Source organism: Flavobacterium sp. (genome assembly GCF_036405015.1).
Taxonomy (GTDB): domain Bacteria; phylum Bacteroidota; class Bacteroidia; order Flavobacteriales; family Flavobacteriaceae; genus Flavobacterium.
Genome location: NZ_DASWYK010000032.1, coordinates 1 through 19,004, shown reverse-complemented (window position 1 = coordinate 19,004; position 19,004 = coordinate 1). Strand labels below are relative to the sequence as shown.

Below are 19,004 nucleotides of genomic sequence, written 5' to 3'. Positions count from 1 at the left end.
TTAAACAACAAATATCCATTATCCTACAAAAAATAGCAACCAATTACCCTAAAAATTATCAAAAATGACAGTAAGTGAAAAAAAAACGCTGCCAAAATGTAAATTTTAAGTTTGTTTTAAGAAATTCACGCAAAATCATAGGGGTTAAATTTTAAATTTAACAAAAATTAAACATTGAACCCTATTTTTTTAGGGGGTATTAAATGATTTTATACTTTTATCAAAAATTTTAAAACTAAATAACTATGCGAAAAATTATTTTAAGTGTGATTCTTATCACGATTTTAGTACTAACCTTTATTTCAAACTTTATTATTGCAGACAACCCAATTCCTGCCGAAGCTGTTAAGTTTGACACAGGAGATACTGCCTGGATGATCGTTGCAACTGCATTTGTATTGTTAATGACACCTGGATTAGGATTTTTCTACGGAGGTATGGTAGGTAAGAAAAACGTAATTAGTACTATGCTACAAAGTTTTATGGCAATGGTAATTGTTACTATTTTATGGACTGTTGTTGCTTTTGGATTAGCTTTTGGACCAACTATTGGAGGAATTATCGGAAATCCATCTTATAATTTATTCTTTCAGGGAGTTGGAACCAATACAGCATGGAGCCTTGCACCAACAATTCCTTTTATATTATTCGCATTGTTTCAGGCAAAATTCGCCATCATTACTCCTGCATTAATTACAGGTGCTTTTGCAGAACGTATTCGTTTCTGGGCTTATTTGTTATTCATGGTTTTATTTATCTTATTAATATACACACCACTTGCTCACATGACTTGGCACCCTGATGGAATTTTCTTTAAAATGGGAGTTCTTGACTTCGCTGGAGGAACTGTAGTACACATGAGTGCGGGATGGGCTGCATTGGCTGGAGCTATGTTCTTAGGAAAAAGAAAAGTTCAAAAAGTGAATCCTGCTAGAATTACATATGTATTATTAGGAACAGGTTTACTATGGTTCGGATGGTTTGGTTTCAACGCTGGATCTGCATTAGGAGCAAATGGTCTTGCTGCTCAGGCTTTAGGAACTACTACTGTTGCTGCCGCTGCTGCTGCTATGGCTTGGGTTTTCCTTGACAAAATCTTAGGACACAAATTATCTGCTCTTGGAGCTTGTATTGGAGCTGTTGTAGGTCTTGTTGCTATTACACCTGCTGCTGGTTTCGTAAGCATTTCTCACGCTATCTTCATTGGTTTATTCTCTGCAATTGTAAGTAACCTTGTAGTAAGCAAATTCCCTAAAGGAAAAATTGATGATGCATTAGATGTATTTGCTTGTCACGGTGTTGGTGGTATGGTAGGTATGTTGTTAACTGGTGTTTTCGCTTCAAAAGCTATTAACCCAGCTGTTGGTGACAACCAAGGTTTAATCTTCGGAACTCCAACTTTATTCATCAACCAATTGACTGCTTTAGTTGCTGTATCAATCTTCGCTTTCGTTGCTTCTTATGTTTTATTCTTTGTTGTAAATAAAATTACTCCTCTAAGAGTTACTGAAGAAAAAGAAGAATTAGGATTAGATATTTCTCAACACGGAGAGTTCTTGTAAGAAATTAATTTTCACTTTCGCTTGATAAATAGAAAAGCACTCTAATTAATTTTAGAGTGCTTTTTGTTTGAATTTATCTTTACGTCAGTTTATTTCATTAGACTTTAAAAACAAAAATATCCTAAGGTATAAACTTCATTATAACCAATAAAAAACGCTCTATTGCTAGAGCGTTTTTTGTTTGAATTAATTTCAACCCCCAAAGAAAATATATAGATTTTAGAATATAGTTTTCATCTTAAAGTTTTTGCCCCCACAATACCATTATGAATCAACTATATTCTTTTTTTTATTTGAAATTCGAAATTCCTTCTTTCAACCATTGAAGATATTCTTCTGTACTAACGTAACTGATTGTTGGTTTAGTATTATTTAAATTATTTCCTTCTAAATCTGTAATCACATACAAAGGCTGTGTATTTGTTTTGTACTTAGAAATCATAAAATCAGTCCATTTATCGCCAGCTGTAATGATTTTATCTCCAGCCTCAGTGGTAAATTGCTCTTCTTTTGGTAATTCACGTTTATCATCAACATAAAGCGAAATTAAAACTACATCGTTCTTCAGAATTGGTAAAACCGTAGGATCTGACCATACATTGTTTTCCATTTTTCTACAATTCACACAAGCATAACCTGTAAAGTCCAGCATTATTGGTTTCTTAATTTCTTTCGCGTAAGCTAAACCGTCTTCATAATCATGAAAAACCATAATACCGTGAGGACCTAATTCTGCTCCAGCCGGAAGACCTTTTCCTGCTTCTGGAGAAACAGCTCCATTTCCTGAACCCCCAACTCCAAATGGACTTTCGCTATATTGTGGTGGTGGCGGGAAAGCACTAATTAATTTCAAAGGAGCACCCCAAAGTCCCGGAATTAAATACATTGTAAATACGAAAGTTAACAATCCTAAGTATAATCTTCCAACAGAAATATGTTGTGTTGGACTATCATGAGGTAATGTAATTTTGCCGAATAAATATAAGGTCATAGCTCCAAAAATGGCAATCCAAATCGCGATGAAAACTTCTCTTTCTAAGAAATGCAATTGCAATACTAAATCGGCATTAGACAAGAATTTGAATGCTAAAGCTAATTCTAAAAATCCTAAAACTACTTTTACCGTATTCAGCCATCCTCCAGATTTTGGTAATGAATTTAACCATCCTGGGAACATTGCAAATAACATAAACGGAAGCGCTAATGCAGAAGAGAATCCTAACATTCCAACAACCGGAGCAATTCCTCCGTTTGAAGCTGCTTCAACTAATAAAGTTCCAACAATTGGTCCTGTACAAGAAAATGACACAATTGCCAAAGCCAAAGCCATAAACAAGATTCCGATCAATCCACCTTTATCTGCTTGTTGATCTGCTTTATTCGCCCATGAATTTGGAAGCATAATTTCGAATGCACCTAAAAATGATGTTGCAAAAACAACTAAGATCACAAAGAAAATCAGATTAAACCAAACATCTGTAGACAAAGCATTTAAAGCGTCAGCACCGAATATTTTAGTTACAATAAGACCTAAAATTACATAAATCGCAATAATTGAAAGTCCATAAATAATAGCATTTCTAATTCCTTTTGCACGGCTTTTACTTTGTTTCGTAAAGAAACTCACTGTCATCGGAATCATTGGAAAAACACAAGGAGTTAACAAAGCTGCAAATCCAGATAAAAAGGCAATAAAAAAGATGGACCACAAACTTCTTGAAGGAGCTTGAGCAGGAGTTTCCGCATTTACTTTAGCCAATTCTTTATCTTTCTTTATCACGTTTTCCACTTCAGCAGCAGGTGCTTTTGCAACAGTATCAACAGCAATTCCAACAGTTTTGGTTTCGTCTAATTTTGCTTCTGCTACAGCAGGAACTTCATCCATTTTAAAAGTCGAAGGAACTGCAATCGAGAATTTTTTGCTTGAATTGATACACACTTCTTTACAAACTTGAAAATCAAAATCCACATCAACCGTTTTTAAGTTTGGGTTAATAATTTTAATTTCTTGTTCTATATGTGCTTTTCCTTCAAAAAAGGTTTCATTTACTTCAAAAACATCATTATAAGCCGTTCTTGTTTTACCTTCTTTGGCTTTTCCAATTAACTCGTAATTTCCTTTTTGGTTTTTAAAAGATATTTCTAAAGCCAAAGGTCCGCCTTCTGGAGTAAACTGCGAATACATATGCCAGTCTTTCTCGATCACTGCATCGAAAATCAAAAGCGCGTTATTTCCTTTTTTTTCAATTTTAGAAGTCCATTTTACTGGCTCAAGTATTTGAGCGTTACCTTTTGCAAAAGCAAAGAAAAACAACAGAAGTAAAACAGTTTTAGTCCAAATATTTCTTGATATATTGGTCTGGTAATTTTGAGTAAAGTTCATTATTGCAGTTCTATTTTAAGTATTTTATTTGTGGTCTTTTTTATTTTAAAGCGTTCATCTTGCCTCATTCCTATGACCCAGACAATCTGATCGTTCGAACATAAAATCCATGTTTTCTCTTTTTCGATTAAAGAAAGTTTTTCATCTTTAAAAAGCTTACTTACTTTTTTCGATTTTCCATTCATTCCAAAAGGCTGAAAAACATCTCCTTCTTTCCATTTACGTAATACCAAAGGAAAACGGATTTTATCGGCATCGACAAATATAACTCTATTTGAATCGAATGTTGTGTGACCTACGTTACAAAGACTCATTTTTAAGGGAAAATTAACTTCTGTATCATTTTCATTAATTTCGTATTCCTCTTCTTCTGATGAGTTAGAAAACGGACTTAAAATAAGTGTTTCTCTGTTTTTGAGTAATCTAAATTCATCTGAAAAAACTTGTTTTCCTGATTGCCCTTCCACTAAATCATAAATATCATTCCATGCAGAAAAACCAAATTCATTGAGCCATTGGTACAAATAAGATTTATAATTTGGCAGCTTTTTCAATTGATTCAAATCAAAATGAATATCTTCTTCAACTTCTTTAGCAACCTGCTGATAAATCATAATGGAAGCATCTTCCACCATTTCTTTTGACTCCTGAAGGAAAAATTGTGTTTTTTGAAAAGCATCTAAAAAATTTGGATTGATTTCTTTTAAAACCGGAACCAAATTATGACGGATTTTATTTCTAAGATATTTTGTTGAAGCATTACTGCTGTCTTCACGCCATTCTATTTTATTTTCTTCGGCATATTTCAAAATTTCTTCTCTTGAAAAAGGCAAAAGCGGGCGAATAATTCTATCATTTTGCTCTGGAATCCCTGTCAAACCTTCTAAACCTGTTCCGCGTGTTAAGTTGATTATGAAAGTTTCCAGATTATCATCGGCATGATGGGCAGTCAAAATATAATCGAAGTTTTTTTCTTCTAATAATTCATAAAACCAACTGTAACGAAGTTCTCTTGCCGCAACTTGTGTTGATAATTTATAATCTTTAGCGAAAGCTTCTGTATCAAAATGTGTAGAAAAAATCGGGATATTATTTTGATCGCAATAATTTTGAATAAATTCTTGATCACCAAAACTTTCTAATCCGCGAAGCTGAAAATTACAATGTAAAACTGCAATCTCATACGGAAGTTTATGCAACAAGCGCAATAAAACCATACTATCTAATCCGCCACTAACAGCCAGAAAAAGTTTTTTTTCTGCTAAAAAGGGAAATCTCGAAACGATATGATTTTGAAATTTTGAAAACATGTGATAAAATTAAAAAATTAAATTCGATCTATTTTTAAATGAAATGTTAAGTGATTTTTTTTCGCCACGAATTACTTCGTCTATTCGCTATCGCTCGGGTCACGAATTATTTTTCATGCAGGGCGCGAACATTTTTACCACAAATTACACAAATTCCCACAAATTATTTCCTTTTAACTAAATAGCCACAGATTAAAGGATTAAAATGATTAAAATCTGTGAGAATCTTTTAATCTGTGGCAAAAAAATCGGGTAAATTCGGGTAATTAGTGGCAACAAAACCTACTGTAAAACCTCGTGCATTGCTTTTGCTTTCAACAAGCATTCTTCGTATTCTTTTTCTGGAATTGACAAGGATGTAATAGCGCTTCCAACTGAAAATGAAACATATTTATTTTCTTGATTGTATAAAATACTTCTGATTACGACATTAAAATCAAAATCTCCTTCGGGTGTAAAATAACCAATTGCTCCACTGTATAATCCTCTTTTGGTTTCTTCCAGATTTTCTACAATTTCCATTACAGAAATTTTTGGCGCGCCTGTCATACTTCCCATTGGAAAAGTTGTTTTTAAAACATCTACAGCTGAATATTGCGAATCTAGCTTGGAAGTTACCGTAGAAATCATCTGATGCACTTGTAGAAAAGAATAAATTCCGCAAAGTTCCTCAACTACAACAGAACCTTTTTGGGCAGTATGCGATAAATCATTGCGAACCAAATCGGTTATCATGATATTTTCTGCGCGTTCTTTTGCATCTGAAACTAAAGTATCTTTTGATTTTTCATCTTCAACTGGATCCGAAAAACGTTTGGAAGTTCCCTTTATTGGTTGCGAAATAATCTTATCTCCAACTTTGGTCAAATAACGTTCTGGTGATGCTGAGAGCAAATATTGTTTGTGATTTTTAAAGAAAACAGCAAATGGTGCCTGCGAAATCTCATTCAGTTTCTCAAACTTTTCTAATGGATTTATAATTGCATTTTCAGCATAAAATTCCATGCAAAAATTCGCCTCGTACATATCACCAATATGAATATGTTCCAGCATTTTATTCACCTTTTCAACATACAAATCCTTCGAAATACGTTGCTTGATTTCAAGTTTATTTTCGCTCTCAAAAATACTCTTTTCTTCCTTAATGATCTCCTTGAAATCCTCTTCTACCTCATCATCACAAAGCATTAAATACTGAATTTCAAGCTCTTTCCCTTTTAAAATAAAAATCTTTTTGGGTTGAAAGAAAAACAAATCGGGAAAATTTAAACCATCAAAATTATTGGATTGAAGATTTTCAGTATCATTCTTTAAATCATAAGAAAGATAGCCAAAAAGCCAGTCTTTAGTATTTTGCTGATATTGTTTTAAATCTTCAAAAGCGTTGTAATAATCTGTTTTTAAAGAAGTAAAAGCATCAACTGCCAATATACAATCGAAATTAGAATATTGCTGTGGATAAGAATTGCTGTCTAAAAAAATGACTTCGCGAAATTGCTGCGCCCAACTTAAAAGCTGTTCTGTAAACAGTTCCGGATTGGCAATATTTTTATGAATGGAAACTCTCAAAAATGGTAATTTTAAAGTTCAAAATTACGACAAAATTCTGTGATTACTGAAAACCAAAAAAAATAACCACAGGATTCGAATTATATTGTAAAACTGTTAAAAAGACCTCTATTTAATAAGAAAAAAATCGTTATATTTGATATACAATTAGATTAATCCCAAAAGAGTTTTATTTTAATTGTAAAATCCTTAAAAAAGAACCCCAAAATAAATAATTTGTGATTCTAATTTGAGCTTTAGATTGCATCTTTTCCAATAACTTAATTATATTTTTTAACCCTTAAAAAATCCTAAGTATTATGAAAATTGCCACAATTATTGTCCGTGTTTTAATTGGTCTTTTGCTGCTTTTTGCCTCTATCAGTTACTTTTTCCATCTAATGCCTGAGCCTGAAACCACAGGAAATTTCAAAGCTTTTAATGTAGGTTTGATGGCTTCTACTTATTTAATGCCATTGGCAAAATCAATTGAATTGTTGTGTGGAATTGCATTTGTAACTGGGCGTTACGTAACTTTAGCCAATATTTTGATCTTACCGATTACGGTTAACATTTTGTTTATCAATTACTTCTTAACCCCAGATGGGCTTCCAATTGCTGCATTGCTCTTTCTAGCCAATCTATTTCTGATTTACAGATATTGGGATAACTACAAAAGTGTTTTTACACCTTGAGAATTATTAAACGAATAAATAAAAATCCCGTCAGATTTGAATCTGGCGGGATTTTTATTTTTAATTCTCCTTATCATGTTTTACCCATACCAAATCGGTTACTTTATAACCAATTTCTTGAGCTTTAATAAGGAAATCTGCTTTTACACTTTCCGGAATTGTTTTTTCTCTGGAAAGTATCCACATGTATTTTAAACTTTCTCCAGCCACTAATGCGTATTTATAATCTGAATCGATTGCTACAACATTGTAACCAGAATAAAAAGGACCAAAAAATGAGACTTTCAGCATACCAATATTGTCTTTTTTGACAAATCTAGCTTTCCCGACACTTTGTTCCCATTTGTCTTTTTTGACATTATAGCCCTTATTATCGACTTTTATAGTATTATCTTCGTTTAAAGAATATTCGGCCGTCACATTGTTCAAATCTCTTTCCCATTTGTAATCTAATCTGGCAATTTCGTACCATTTTCCGAGATATTTTTTGCTGTCAAAGTTGGTAACAGCTTGCGCGTTTTTAGGAATTCCTCCACCGCAAGAATACAATGCGATTCCAATTCCTGCTCCAATTAAAACCGGAACAATATATTTAGTTCTCATAATTCTATCTTTTTAATTATCATAAAGATACCACCAGAACTACACATCTAATTTACAAAATTATTTTTGATTATTATATTATATAAAGCTTAAAAATAACGCATAAAAAAACCGCCAGAATATCTGACGGTTTGAAATATCTTAAAACGTAAATTATACGTGTAAAGCTCTATTTTCTGTAGCTGCCAATGCTGCTTCTTTTACCGCTTCCGCGAATGTTGGGTGTGCGTGGCTCATTCTTGAAATATCTTCAGCAGAAGCTTTAAATTCCATTGCAGTAACTGCTTCAGCAATTAAATCTGCTGTACGAGCACCAATCATGTGAACTCCTAAAACCTCATCTGTTTTCTCATCAGCAAGAATTTTTACGAATCCGTCTAAGTCAGCACTTGCTCTTGCACGTCCTAAAGCTTTGAATGGGAAACTTCCTGATTTGTATTTTACTCCAGCCGCTTTTAATTGCTCTTCCGTTTGTCCAACTGCAGCAACTTCTGGCCAAGTGTACACTACACCAGGAATTAAGTTGTAATCGATATGTGGTTTTTGACCTGCTAAAATTTCAGCAACCATTACTCCTTCTTCTTCCGCTTTGTGTGCCAACATTGCTCCACGAACAACATCACCAATTGCGTAGATATTTGGAACACTAGTTTGTAAATGATCGTTTACTTCAACTTGTCCTCTGTCTGAAATTTTAACTCCAGCTTTGTCAGCGTTTAATCCGTCTGTGTAAGGACGACGACCAACAGAAACTAATGAATAATCTCCTTCAAGAGTGATTGTTTCTCCTTTTGCGTTTTCAGCCTGAACTGTAACAGCATCACCGTTTCTTTCAACTGATTTTACTTTGTGAGAAACGTAGAATTTCATTCCTTGTTTTTTCAACACTTTAGTCAATTCTTTAGAAAGCGCTCCGTCCATTCCTGGAATGATTCTGTCCATGAATTCAACAACAGAAACCTGAGCTCCTAAACGAAGGTAAACTTGTCCAAGCTCGATTCCGATAACTCCTCCACCAATAATAACTAAATGTTTTGGAACTTCTTTTAAAGCCAAAGCTTCAGTAGAAGTGATGATTCTTTCTTTATCAATTTTGATGAATGGTAAAGAAGATGGTTTTGATCCTGTAGCAATTACAGTATATTTTGCTTCGATAGTTTCTGAAGTTCCGTCAGCTTTTGCAACAGCGATGTGAGTTGCATCTACGAAAGAACCTAAACCATTGAAAACAGTGATTTTATTTTTATCCATTAAGTAGTTGATTCCACCTACGGTTTGATCTACAACAGCTTGTTTGCGCGCGATCATTTTCTCTAAATTGATTTTTACATCACCAGAAACTTCGATTCCGTGATCTGCAAAATGAGCAATTTCTGCATAGTGGTGAGAAGATGATAATAATGCTTTTGAAGGAATACAACCTACGTTAAGGCAAGTTCCGCCTAATGAATTATATTTTTCTACAATAGCAGTTTTGAAACCTAATTGTGCGCAACGAATTGCTGATACATATCCGCCAGGACCTGAACCTATAATGACTACGTCAAATGAACTCATAGTTTATCTATATTTATTTTAAGCGTCACAAATTTAAGGAATAAAGTTTTGTTTGAAGTTTAAATTTCAATGTTTTTTGTGTGAAATTTTGGGCTTGGTAATGTCACGAAGACGCTAGGGCACAAAGTTTTTTTTGCGTTATGAGTTTAACCGCAATGGGCGCTATGATTTTACGCAAAGTTCGCTAAGATTCATTTTTTAGCTGAGATTTGCTCGCAAAGTCACTAAGGCGCAAAGTATTTTTTCAAAGTATGTCATTTCGACGAAGGAGAAATCTCCACGAGAAACTCTACAAAGATTGGCGAAATTCCGTTAAGAGCTACTTACGAAGATTTCTCCTTCGTCGAAATAACAAAAAAAGGGTTAAGCAAGTCAAGAGAAAAAACTTAGTATCTCAGAACCTTAGAATCTTAGTAACTTTAAAATCAAGGTTTTTTCTTTGGATTTCTTGAAGTATGAAATACAGAATAAATAATTATTTCTGTTTCGATGATCTCGTAAATGATAACAAAGGGAAATTTAACCAAAGTCATTTCACGATAACTTGGTTTCTTTTTTACCGCGTATAATTCTGGATTTGTTTTTAAGACTTTGAGATAAGATCTTAAATAGGTTAGAAATTGTTTTCCTAAACCTTTACTTCTGCTTTCATAAAACTCAATAGATTCATCAATTTCTTTTTCTGCTAATGGCAGAATTTTGATTTTAAAAACCATACTTCGCATTCAAACGTTGTTCTGCTTCTTCCCAAGAACTAGCTTGTGTTTTTCCTGAAAGATATTTTTCTCTTTCTTCGGCAACTAAATTGTAATGCGAATCAGGAACGATTGACTCTTTTTCATCATGATTTATGGCATCAAAAACACTTTCCAAAATCTCTAATTTCGAATCGTCGTCTATGAATTTTCCAAAATCATTTATAAGCTTACGTCTTAATTCCTTCGTTTCCATTTTGATTTTATTTAAACTCAAATTTAAGGTTTTTAATAATTGAAATATGTTAAGAGTTTTTAATTTTTAATCTCGCAAAAACGAAGGCGCGAAGTAATTCTCCCAAGTTTGTCACTTCTCCTTCGTCGAAATGAAAAAAATGCGTTAAATTATTTAAGAGAAAACCTCTTCACCTTTGAACCTATGAGCCTTTGAACCTTTGAACCTCTAAAAAGAAATCACCGTCGAATTCTTCACTTCACTAATCATAAACATGCTTTGCGTACTTCCAATATGTTGTAAGGAAGTTAATTTCGTTACTAAGAATTCTCGATACGCTTCCATATCTTTTACCAGAACTTTTAAGATATAATCGTAATCGCCACTTACGTGATGGCATTCTAAAACCTCGTTTAACTTGATGACTTCGCTTTCGAATTTGGTTAGAAATTCTTTTGTATGCTGAATGAGTTTTAAATGACAAAATACCACAAATCCTTTTTCGATTTTGGCTTTATCGACAAGAGCTGCATAGTTTTTTATAATGCCTTCGCGCTCTAGTTTTTTGATTCGTTCGTAAACTGCTGTTACTGAAAGATTGAGTTTTAAAGACAATTCTTTATTGGTCTTTTTGCTATCGGTTTGAAGCAAAACGAGGAGTTTTTTATCTATTTCGTCTAAAGTCATTTTGTTTGTGGTTTATTGTTTTGGTAAGATGAAAGAAAATCTATTAAATCAACATTTCTGACTCAAATTTAGAATAAAAATCAAAATTAAATCATTTTTATAGTTTTAAAATCTAAACAAACAACACATCATTGATTAATTATCTAATTCATCCTTTCTTTGAATAGGTTTTCTTTTGAAAACGAGTGCCCTAGCCCTGATGGGAACGGCATCCTTTTATGGTGGGGTTCACCATAAAAGATATAGTGGACAGCAGGAAACAGCTCCTAATAATTTTGTTTCAGGTTTCAAGTTTCAGGTTGTTGGAACTTGAAACCTGAAACTTGAAACAAAGCAAAAAAACTAACTATATATGAAAGATTTTAAACCAGCAGATAAAATTCAGGATTTGCAATATTTTGGGGAATTTGGAGGCGTGAATCCGTCGATTTCTGATTCTTCGACTTATACTTTTTTATCGGCCAAAACGATGTTCGATACTTTTGAAGGTAATATGGAGGGCTGTTATTTGTATTCGCGCCATTCTTCGCCAAGTAATTTGTATTTGGATCAAGCTTTGGCAGCAATGGAAGGAACAGAAACGGCTAACGTTTCGGCCTCAGGAATGGGCGCTATTACGCCTACTCTATTGCAATTGTGCGGTGCGGGCGACCACATTGTTTCGAGCCGAACGATTTATGGCGGTACTTATGCTTTTTTGAAAAACTTCACGCCTCGTTTTGGCATTGAAACTAGCTTTGTTGACATTACAAAATTGGATGTTGTAGAAGCTGCAATAACTTCAAAAACGAAAGTTTTGTATTGCGAAACGGTGAGTAATCCGTTATTGGAAGTGGCTGATATTCGTGGCTTGGCAATAATTGCTAAAAAACACAATTTGAAATTGGTTGTTGATAATACTTTTTCGCCATTATCGGTTTCTCCTGCAAAATTGGGAGCTGATATCGTAATTCATAGTTTGACAAAATACATCAACGGAAGCAGTGATACGGTTGGCGGCGTGACTTGCGCTTCGAAGGAATTTATTAATTCGCTGAAAAATGTGAATTCTGGCGCAAGCATGCTTTTGGGACCGACAATGGATAGTTTGCGTTCGGCGAGTGTCATGAAAAACCTTAGAACACTTCATATTCGAATTAAGCAACACAGCCATAATGCACATTTTCTGGCAGATCAATTTGAAAAAGATGGCTTGAAAACGGTTTATCCAGGACTTAAAAGTCACCCGAGTCATGAATTATACAAATCAATGATTAATCCAGAATATGGTTTTGGAGGAATGTTGACGATTGATGTTGCTTCTTTGGCAAAAGCCAATGATTTAATGGAATTGATGCAAGACAGAAATCTAGGTTATTTGGCTGTAAGCTTAGGTTTTTATAAAACGCTATTTAGTGCGCCGGGAACTTCGACTTCAAGTGAAATTCCGTTAGAAGAACAAAAAGAAATGGGATTAACGGATGGTTTGATTCGGTTTTCTATTGGTTTGGATAACGATATTCAGCGTACTTACGAAATGATGAAGGCTTGTATGGTTGAGCTTGGGGTTTTATAAGTTGTTATTCCACAAAGATACACAAAGGATTCGCTAAAATTTATTTGCCACAAATTCACGAATTAATAGTTTAAAAATTCGTGAATTCGTGGCCATAAAATCATCTTGGCTCGTAAGCTCTAAACGTACGCCAATATTTGTCTTTGTAGATTTCGTAACTTATATCGAAAGTGCCGTTGTATTTTTTTATGATTTCATCTGCCACTTTTGTTGGTTTTCTGAAATCTTTACAAGCAAAAAAGATTTCTCTTTTATTGGTTGATGTTTCTCTTCCAATATTTAAATAACCTTCCAAATCTTTAAGATTCGGTGTTATTTCATCTTCAATTTCGTTTAATAATTGGTAAGTTTCTTTATCCGGCATTCCGTTATTATTACTTCCATCAAAAGGAATTGTAATAATGAATACCCACGGATGAGATGCTTTTTTGTCCCATTTTAAAATATCGCTATTTATTAATGCAATAACAAATCCGCCATCTTTTGTAGTTGCTTCAAAACTTGAATAATTATCATTTTCTGTATTGTGTCGCGTACCTTCATATTTCTCAACAAATTCTTTTTCTCTCCAAATTAAATAATCTTTTAATTTTTCAATCGGAATTAATTCTTCAGAAACAGCATTTGGACCTTCAATTCTCATATTGTCAATCAAAGTAACCGAATGTAATTCTCCTAAATAATTATCCAAAAAGATATAAACTCCATTTGTAATCATTGACCTTTTTTCTTCTACAAAATCATCGTAAATAACTGTCAGATCGATTTCGTCTGGATATTCTTTATGAATGTTTGGATAAAATTTCAGATTGTCTTTATTGAATTTAAAACCCTCGTAATCAACTCCAATATTTTGAATATCTGATGAAGGTTTTAAAGCAGTAATTTTCCATCCGTTCATTTGAGGAGCAGCATTTACCAATTCTTCAATGGCATAAATATTTCTAATTGCTCCATCTGGTGTTAATATCAATTCGACTGTATTATCATCAAACATTCCAGTTACAAAATATATTCCGCTATGGATTTCGTCAAGTTTTGGTCCTAGTTTATCAAAAAAACCGTGATGAATATTTTGTCTGCTTTTAACGAACCCGAAAAACTCTTTTTCGTGTTTTAAAAACCAATTCCAGAAATCATTGTTAGATTGTATTGGAGCCTCTTTTTTGCCCAATATTTTATCAAGAAAACCCATGTATTAAAAATTAAATTTAAAATTTGACGCAAACAAACTTAAGGAAAAGCACCTTTAAAACATAAGAATATTTCTATAAAAAAAGAAATATTTTAAAGTATATTGATAGTAAAGAAGTTAAGTCGGGAATTTTATGTTTTACGCAGATTTAAAATGATTTAAGCTGATATAGCAGATAATTTATAATTTAAAAATCTAATTAATCTGTTCTAATCATTTTAAATCTGCGTGAAACCTTTTAACAAATAAAAAAGCCGTTCTGAGAATCCTCAAAACGGCTTTCATTTAACTTATAATTCTTAGCTTATTACTTCTCTACAAAGTTCAGTTTACTATTTTTTCGGCTGTAGCCAAAGTAAATCAGTAGTCCGATTATTAACCAAACCGTAAAATAAATCCAGTTCCAAACGCTTAATTCGGCCATCATATACAAGCAACAAATTAATCCTAAAAGCGGAATTAACGACAGATTTTTTCTGAAAGCCCAAACTGCTAATCCAACTAAAACGAATAAGAATATCCACATCGGAATTTTGTGTTTAAACAAACTTAAACCTGATTCGTATTTTGCTGAATCGGTAATTGGCAATCCTTTTACGACTTCAGCATATTTTGCTTCATCATCCTGATATTGTCCTAATAAATGTTCTAGATCTGAAGTTTCAGCTGTTTTATTATTTGCTTCTATACTTTCTAAATATTTAAAAACCTTTTCCGATTCTGATTTATCTAAAGAAGTTACAATGGAAGTTGCATCATAAATCTGTGGTTCATTATTGATAAATGCCATTGTCGCTTTATTATTGAAAGCGAAAGCATAGTACAATCCAGCAATAATTAAGGCTGGTAAAATATATTTTGAATTGATGTAAGGCGTTTTGAATTTCCCTCTTGGAATTTCAGGTTTGTTCTGCAACACTAAAACTCCTGCACAAACTAATACAAAGGCAAATAAAGTTCCGATACTACACAAATCGGTTACCATTGTCAAGTTTAAAAACAAGGCTGGAATTGCCACTACAAATCCTGTTACAATTGTAGCAAAAGATGGTGTTTTGAACTTTGGATGAACTGTAGAAAATTTCTTTGGTAATAATCCGTCGCGGCTCATACTCATCCAGATACGAGGTTGTCCCATTTGAAAAACCAATAAAACGCTTGCCATAGCAACTACTGCACTTACGGCAATAATTCCTGACATCCATTTTAAGTCTAATTTATCGAAAACAAACGCTAGAGGATCTCCAACATTTAATTCGTGATATTGTACCATTCCGGTCAAAACCAAAGCAATTGCAATATATAAAAGTGTACAGATAATGATTGCCCACATCATTCCACGTGGTAAATCACGCTGCGGATTTTTACATTCTTCTGCTGTTGTAGAAATCGCATCAAAACCAATATAAGCAAAGAAAACAGCTGATACTCCTTTTAAAACGCCTCCCACTCCATTTGGAGCAAAAGGATCCCAATTTGCTGTATCTACATAAAATACTCCAACAGCAATTACCAAAAGTACAACGCAAAGTTTTACAACTACCATTAAGTTACTCGCATTACGAGATTCTTTCATTCCTCTATATACTAAAGCTGTAATCAGAATAATGATAAATAATGCTGGTAAATCGGTTACGAAATGAAAAGAACCAATTGTTGGTGCTGTCATCCATGCGGTGTGTGCATCTTGTAAGGCAGTGCTTAAATTTCCGAATGATTTTCCGCCTCGCATTAAAGCTTCTGCATCTTTAAATCCGTTTGAAGCGGTCAAATAATCCATTTGAATCCATTGCGGTAAATGAATCCCACCGCTTTTGAGCAATCCTGTAAAGTAATCACTCCACGATATGGCAACGGTTATATTTCCGACAGCATATTCCATGATTAATGCCCAGCCAATTATCCAGGCTATTAATTCTCCAAAAGCAACATAGGAATACGTATAAGCGCTTCCTGAAACTGGAACCATTGAAGCAAATTCAGCATAAGCAAAAGCAGCAAAACCACAAGCTAAAGCGGTAAACAAGAACAAAAATATAACGGCTGGTCCACCATCTGCACTGGCTTTTCCGATTGTGCTAAAAATTCCTGCTCCAACAATAGCCGCTATTCCGAAAGCTGTTAAATCTCTTGTAGTCAAATGTTTCCCTAGAGCATTATGACCGTCGGTTTCGTTCTGAGCAACTTGCTTCAGAATATCCTGTACTGTTTTTTTTCGGAATAAACTTGAAAATGCCATATATGTTTTGCTGTTATAAATTAATTTAATTCAGTCGTATTTGTTTTATTTTGCAAATAATGCAAATTTTATCGTTAAATCAAATTTATAAAACGATTTTGTTTCTTTCGTACATTTTGAATAATAAAACAGAAATCAAGTGAGTCCGAATCTACAGCGTATTGCTCTTCCAAATTGTTCAAAAAATAAGGTAAAGAAAATCTATCCCTAAAAAAGATAATATAGTTTCATTTCGTGGTAATATAATACAAGTGTTTAACTGAAGCTCAGTACTATTTTTATAATTAAAATCTTTAGATCTCAAAAAGAATTAAAAACACAGATAATTCTTAATTTTACACTCTAACCTCAACGCTTTTGTCAATATAACAACCTTTACCATATGAAAAAACTCCTTTTATTCTTTTTACTCATTTCTTCTTGTCTTTTTGCTCAAGAAAACATTGACATTAACCAATTAAACTGGTTGCCAAATTCTCATTTATTCTGGGTTAATGAGCAAAATAATATTGCTCTTTATAATGCTGATAAACTCACTCAGAAAAATACTATTCTAACGGCAGATCAATTAAAAAATTCAGGTTTTACTGGAGAAATAGAACAATTGGTTTGGAATGAAGACCAAACTAAAGTATTGATTTACACCAATTCTAAAAGAGTCTGGAGAGCTAATACTAAAGGAGATTACTGGTTTTTTGATTTGAAAACCGGCAAAGGAAAGCAAATTGGAAAAAGTCTGGAAACATCCTCTTTAATGTTTGCCAAATTTTCAAATGATAATGAAAATGTGGCTTATGTTTCTAAACATAATATTTATCTGGAAAATTTAAACTCTGGAAAAATCACGCCACTAACAACAGATGGAACCGACAAAATTATAAACGGAACTTTTGATTGGGTTTATGAAGAAGAACTTGCCGCACGTGATGGTTTTAGATGGAGTCCTGACGGAAAAAGTATTTCTTTTTGGCGTGTAGATGCATCAAATACAAAATTTCATTTAATGATCAATAATACCGATGCACTTTATCCTTTTACTATTCCTGTTGAATATCCTAAAGCAGGAGAAAAACCTTCCTCTGTAAAAATCGGGATAATTGACATCGCTTCTTTGCAAACCAATTGGCTAAATATTCCAGGAGAACCAGATAATAATTATTTGGTTAGAATGAAATGGATCGACAATCAAAATGTCGCAGTTATTCAATTGAACCGAAATCAAAATCAGGTTTCTTTTTATAAATGTGATGCTAAAACTGGAAAAGCGAATTTACTCTATCAGGAAAAATCAGATGCATGGATTGATGTATTTGATATCTCTGCTTGGGATTATGATGCATTTCCTTGTCAGTTTGTAGATAACGGAAAAGCATTCTTATGGAGTTCTGACGCTGATGGCTGGATGCATATTTACAAAATTAGCAATGACGGAAAAAAGAAAGAATTAATTACAACGGAGAATTTTGATGCGTATTACAAATCATATAATCCAGAAACGAAATCTATTTATTTCATAGCAAGTCCAAAGGATGCGACACAACGCTATTTGTATGAAACCAATCTCAATACAAAAAAAACGAAACGTGTTACACCAAATGAGTTTGAAGGAACAAATGAATACAGTTTTTCTCCAGACGGAAAATATGCCAGACATACCAATTCTAATATCAATCGTGATTATAATGATCGTTTAGTAGCTCTTTCTGGTCACAAAAAGATCTTTCCTGCTGGTCCAGATTCTTTTACAACTCCACAACGCAACTATTCCTTAGAGAAATTTAAAGTTAAAACGGTTGATGGAATAGAAATAGACGGAATTATGGCAAAACCTTTGAATTTCGATGTTTCAAAAAAATATCCTGTCTTTTTTTATGTTTATGGAGAACCTGTTTCGTCTGTTGCCAATGATGTTCCGGATTTTCACCCTTTGATTACTGCTTTGGTTCCAGAAGGATACATCGGAATCGCCATGGATAATCGCGGCGCTCCTGTTATGAAAGGTACAAAATGGAGGAAATCAATTTATAAAAACATCGGAATTATCAATACACACGATCAAGCGATGGCCGCTAAAGAAGTTCTAAAATGGAACTTTATAGATCCAGAAAGAGTTGCTGTTCACGGCTGGAGTGGCGGAGGTGCCGTAACTTTAAACCTAATGTTCCAGTTTCCTGAAATTTATAAAACTGGTATAGCTGTTGCTGCTGTTACAGATCAGCACTTTTACGACAATATCTACACCGAAAGATATATGGGATTACCAGACGAAAACGAAGCAACTTATGCTAAAGCTTCTCCTGTAACTCATGCTAAAAACCTAAAAGGAAATTTACTATACATTCACGGAACTGGAGACGACAACGTACATTATAAAAATGCCGAAGTTTTAATTAATGAATTAGTTAAATATGATAAAATGTTTGATCTGATGATTTATCCAAATCGTTCTCACAGTATTTCTGAAGGAGAAGGAACAAGAAAACATCTTTTGGACACCTTTATTAAATACATAAAAGAAAAATCTCCTCCTGGAGCCAAATAAAACATAAAATAATAAAGCCTAATTATTCTGAAAATAATTAGGCTTTTTTTATTTCTATCACCTTAAAAGGTTTTATTTCTAAGTGACTATTCAGCGATGAAAGTCATTTTTTTTGCCATCTTTTTTTGCCATCCGTAAGGCAAAATCGAATGATTGTTTTCGACCATCAAAGTCATTTGTTCTACAATTTTATCTTGT

General features: G+C 33.4%; 15 protein-coding genes. 5 read left to right on the top strand and 10 right to left on the bottom strand.

All coding sequences use genetic code 11. The features are described 5' to 3' along the window. The first annotated feature begins 245 nt into the window (after window positions 1-245). Window positions 246-1,562 carry an ammonium transporter gene (locus VGE71_RS02770; protein ID WP_144214944.1) on the top strand — a complete coding sequence of 439 codons (1,317 nt, stop codon included), beginning with the start codon at window positions 246-248 and terminating at the stop codon, window positions 1,560-1,562. A 289-nt stretch (window positions 1,563-1,851) separates the two neighbouring features. On the opposite strand, the gene VGE71_RS02765 is transcribed toward VGE71_RS02770, so the two are convergent. The 3 genes from VGE71_RS02765 to VGE71_RS02755 all read right to left on the bottom strand — a co-directional run bounded on the left by VGE71_RS02765 (window position 1,852) and on the right by VGE71_RS02755 (window position 6,824). Beyond that, window positions 1,852-3,945, bottom strand: coding sequence for a protein-disulfide reductase DsbD family protein (locus VGE71_RS02765; protein WP_331136929.1), 2,094 nt, complete (start codon window positions 3,943-3,945; stop codon window positions 1,852-1,854). Further along, window positions 3,945-5,255: a tRNA lysidine(34) synthetase TilS gene (gene tilS, locus VGE71_RS02760; RefSeq protein WP_331136928.1), complete on the bottom strand. Its 1,311-nt coding sequence runs from the start codon at window positions 5,253-5,255 to the stop codon at window positions 3,945-3,947. The genes VGE71_RS02765 and tilS overlap by 1 nt, the downstream gene beginning before the upstream one ends. A 282-nt stretch (window positions 5,256-5,537) precedes the next feature. Continuing rightward, window positions 5,538-6,824: an anthranilate synthase component I family protein gene (locus tag VGE71_RS02755; RefSeq protein ID WP_331136927.1), complete on the bottom strand. Its 1,287-nt coding sequence runs from the start codon at window positions 6,822-6,824 to the stop codon at window positions 5,538-5,540. A gap of 299 nt (window positions 6,825-7,123) precedes the next feature. Between VGE71_RS02755 and VGE71_RS02750 the strand changes: the two genes are divergently transcribed. After that, the gene (locus VGE71_RS02750; protein ID WP_331136926.1) at window positions 7,124-7,498 is read left to right on the top strand and encodes a DoxX family membrane protein; all 375 of its coding nucleotides are present in this window, start codon (window positions 7,124-7,126) and stop codon (window positions 7,496-7,498) included. Window positions 7,499-7,558: 60 nt separating this feature from the next. Here the strand turns inward: VGE71_RS02750 and VGE71_RS02745 are convergent, their stop codons facing one another. The 5 genes from VGE71_RS02745 to VGE71_RS02725 form a co-directional block, all read right to left on the bottom strand. Then, window positions 7,559-8,101 carry a lipocalin family protein gene (locus tag VGE71_RS02745; RefSeq protein ID WP_331136925.1) on the bottom strand — a complete coding sequence of 181 codons (543 nt, stop codon included), beginning with the start codon at window positions 8,099-8,101 and terminating at the stop codon, window positions 7,559-7,561. 153 nt (window positions 8,102-8,254) lie between these two features. Next, complete coding sequence (lpdA, locus tag VGE71_RS02740; RefSeq protein WP_331136924.1) at window positions 8,255-9,658, bottom strand: dihydrolipoyl dehydrogenase; 1,404 nt, start codon at window positions 9,656-9,658, stop codon at window positions 8,255-8,257. A gap of 425 nt (window positions 9,659-10,083) precedes the next feature. Continuing rightward, window positions 10,084-10,383: a type II toxin-antitoxin system RelE/ParE family toxin gene (locus VGE71_RS02735; protein WP_331136923.1), complete on the bottom strand. Its 300-nt coding sequence runs from the start codon at window positions 10,381-10,383 to the stop codon at window positions 10,084-10,086. Continuing rightward, window positions 10,364-10,609 carry a hypothetical protein gene (locus VGE71_RS02730; protein WP_331136922.1) on the bottom strand — a complete coding sequence of 82 codons (246 nt, stop codon included), beginning with the start codon at window positions 10,607-10,609 and terminating at the stop codon, window positions 10,364-10,366. The genes VGE71_RS02735 and VGE71_RS02730 overlap by 20 nt, the downstream gene beginning before the upstream one ends. A 207-nt stretch (window positions 10,610-10,816) precedes the next feature. Continuing rightward, a complete protein-coding gene (locus tag VGE71_RS02725; RefSeq protein WP_331136921.1) occupies window positions 10,817-11,275 on the bottom strand; it encodes an Lrp/AsnC family transcriptional regulator in 459 nt (152 codons plus the stop codon). A gap of 175 nt (window positions 11,276-11,450) precedes the next feature. Here VGE71_RS02725 and VGE71_RS02720 point away from each other — a divergent pair, with 175 nt between their 5' ends. After that, window positions 11,451-11,588, top strand: a complete 138-nt coding sequence (locus VGE71_RS02720; protein WP_331136920.1) for a hypothetical protein — start codon at window positions 11,451-11,453, stop codon at window positions 11,586-11,588. Between the two features lie 39 nt (window positions 11,589-11,627). Beyond that, entirely contained in the window at window positions 11,628-12,830 is a 1,203-nt protein-coding gene (locus VGE71_RS02715) for an aminotransferase class I/II-fold pyridoxal phosphate-dependent enzyme (RefSeq protein WP_331136919.1), read from the top strand. 100 nt (window positions 12,831-12,930) lie between these two features. On the opposite strand, the gene VGE71_RS02710 is transcribed toward VGE71_RS02715, so the two are convergent. Further along, window positions 12,931-14,025, bottom strand: coding sequence for a DUF695 domain-containing protein (locus VGE71_RS02710; protein WP_331136918.1), 1,095 nt, complete (start codon window positions 14,023-14,025; stop codon window positions 12,931-12,933). Between the two features lie 307 nt (window positions 14,026-14,332). Then, on the bottom strand, window positions 14,333-16,264 hold the full coding sequence (locus VGE71_RS02705) for an amino acid permease (RefSeq protein WP_331136917.1): 1,932 nt from the start codon (window positions 16,262-16,264) through the stop codon (window positions 14,333-14,335). Window positions 16,265-16,646: 382 nt separating this feature from the next. Here VGE71_RS02705 and VGE71_RS02700 point away from each other — a divergent pair, with 382 nt between their 5' ends. Beyond that, entirely contained in the window at window positions 16,647-18,806 is a 2,160-nt protein-coding gene (locus VGE71_RS02700; protein ID WP_331136916.1) for a S9 family peptidase, read from the top strand. The last annotated feature ends 198 nt before the right edge of the window (window positions 18,807-19,004 follow it).

Coding starts and splice junctions, on each gene's coding strand:
- VGE71_RS02770 (WP_144214944.1), top strand. CDS start 246: ATGCGAAAAATTATTTTAAGTGTGATTCTTATCACGATTTTAGTACTA.
- VGE71_RS02765 (WP_331136929.1), bottom strand. CDS start 3,945: ATGAACTTTACTCAAAATTACCAGACCAATATATCAAGAAATATTTGG.
- tilS (WP_331136928.1), bottom strand. CDS start 5,255: ATGTTTTCAAAATTTCAAAATCATATCGTTTCGAGATTTCCCTTTTTA.
- VGE71_RS02750 (WP_331136926.1), top strand. CDS start 7,124: ATGAAAATTGCCACAATTATTGTCCGTGTTTTAATTGGTCTTTTGCTG.
- VGE71_RS02745 (WP_331136925.1), bottom strand. CDS start 8,101: ATGAGAACTAAATATATTGTTCCGGTTTTAATTGGAGCAGGAATTGGA.
- lpdA (WP_331136924.1), bottom strand. CDS start 9,658: ATGAGTTCATTTGACGTAGTCATTATAGGTTCAGGTCCTGGCGGATAT.
- VGE71_RS02735 (WP_331136923.1), bottom strand. CDS start 10,383: ATGCGAAGTATGGTTTTTAAAATCAAAATTCTGCCATTAGCAGAAAAA.
- VGE71_RS02730 (WP_331136922.1), bottom strand. CDS start 10,609: ATGGAAACGAAGGAATTAAGACGTAAGCTTATAAATGATTTTGGAAAA.
- VGE71_RS02725 (WP_331136921.1), bottom strand. CDS start 11,275: ATGACTTTAGACGAAATAGATAAAAAACTCCTCGTTTTGCTTCAAACC.
- VGE71_RS02715 (WP_331136919.1), top strand. CDS start 11,628: ATGAAAGATTTTAAACCAGCAGATAAAATTCAGGATTTGCAATATTTT.
- VGE71_RS02710 (WP_331136918.1), bottom strand. CDS start 14,025: ATGGGTTTTCTTGATAAAATATTGGGCAAAAAAGAGGCTCCAATACAA.
- VGE71_RS02705 (WP_331136917.1), bottom strand. CDS start 16,264: ATGGCATTTTCAAGTTTATTCCGAAAAAAAACAGTACAGGATATTCTG.
- VGE71_RS02700 (WP_331136916.1), top strand. CDS start 16,647: ATGAAAAAACTCCTTTTATTCTTTTTACTCATTTCTTCTTGTCTTTTT.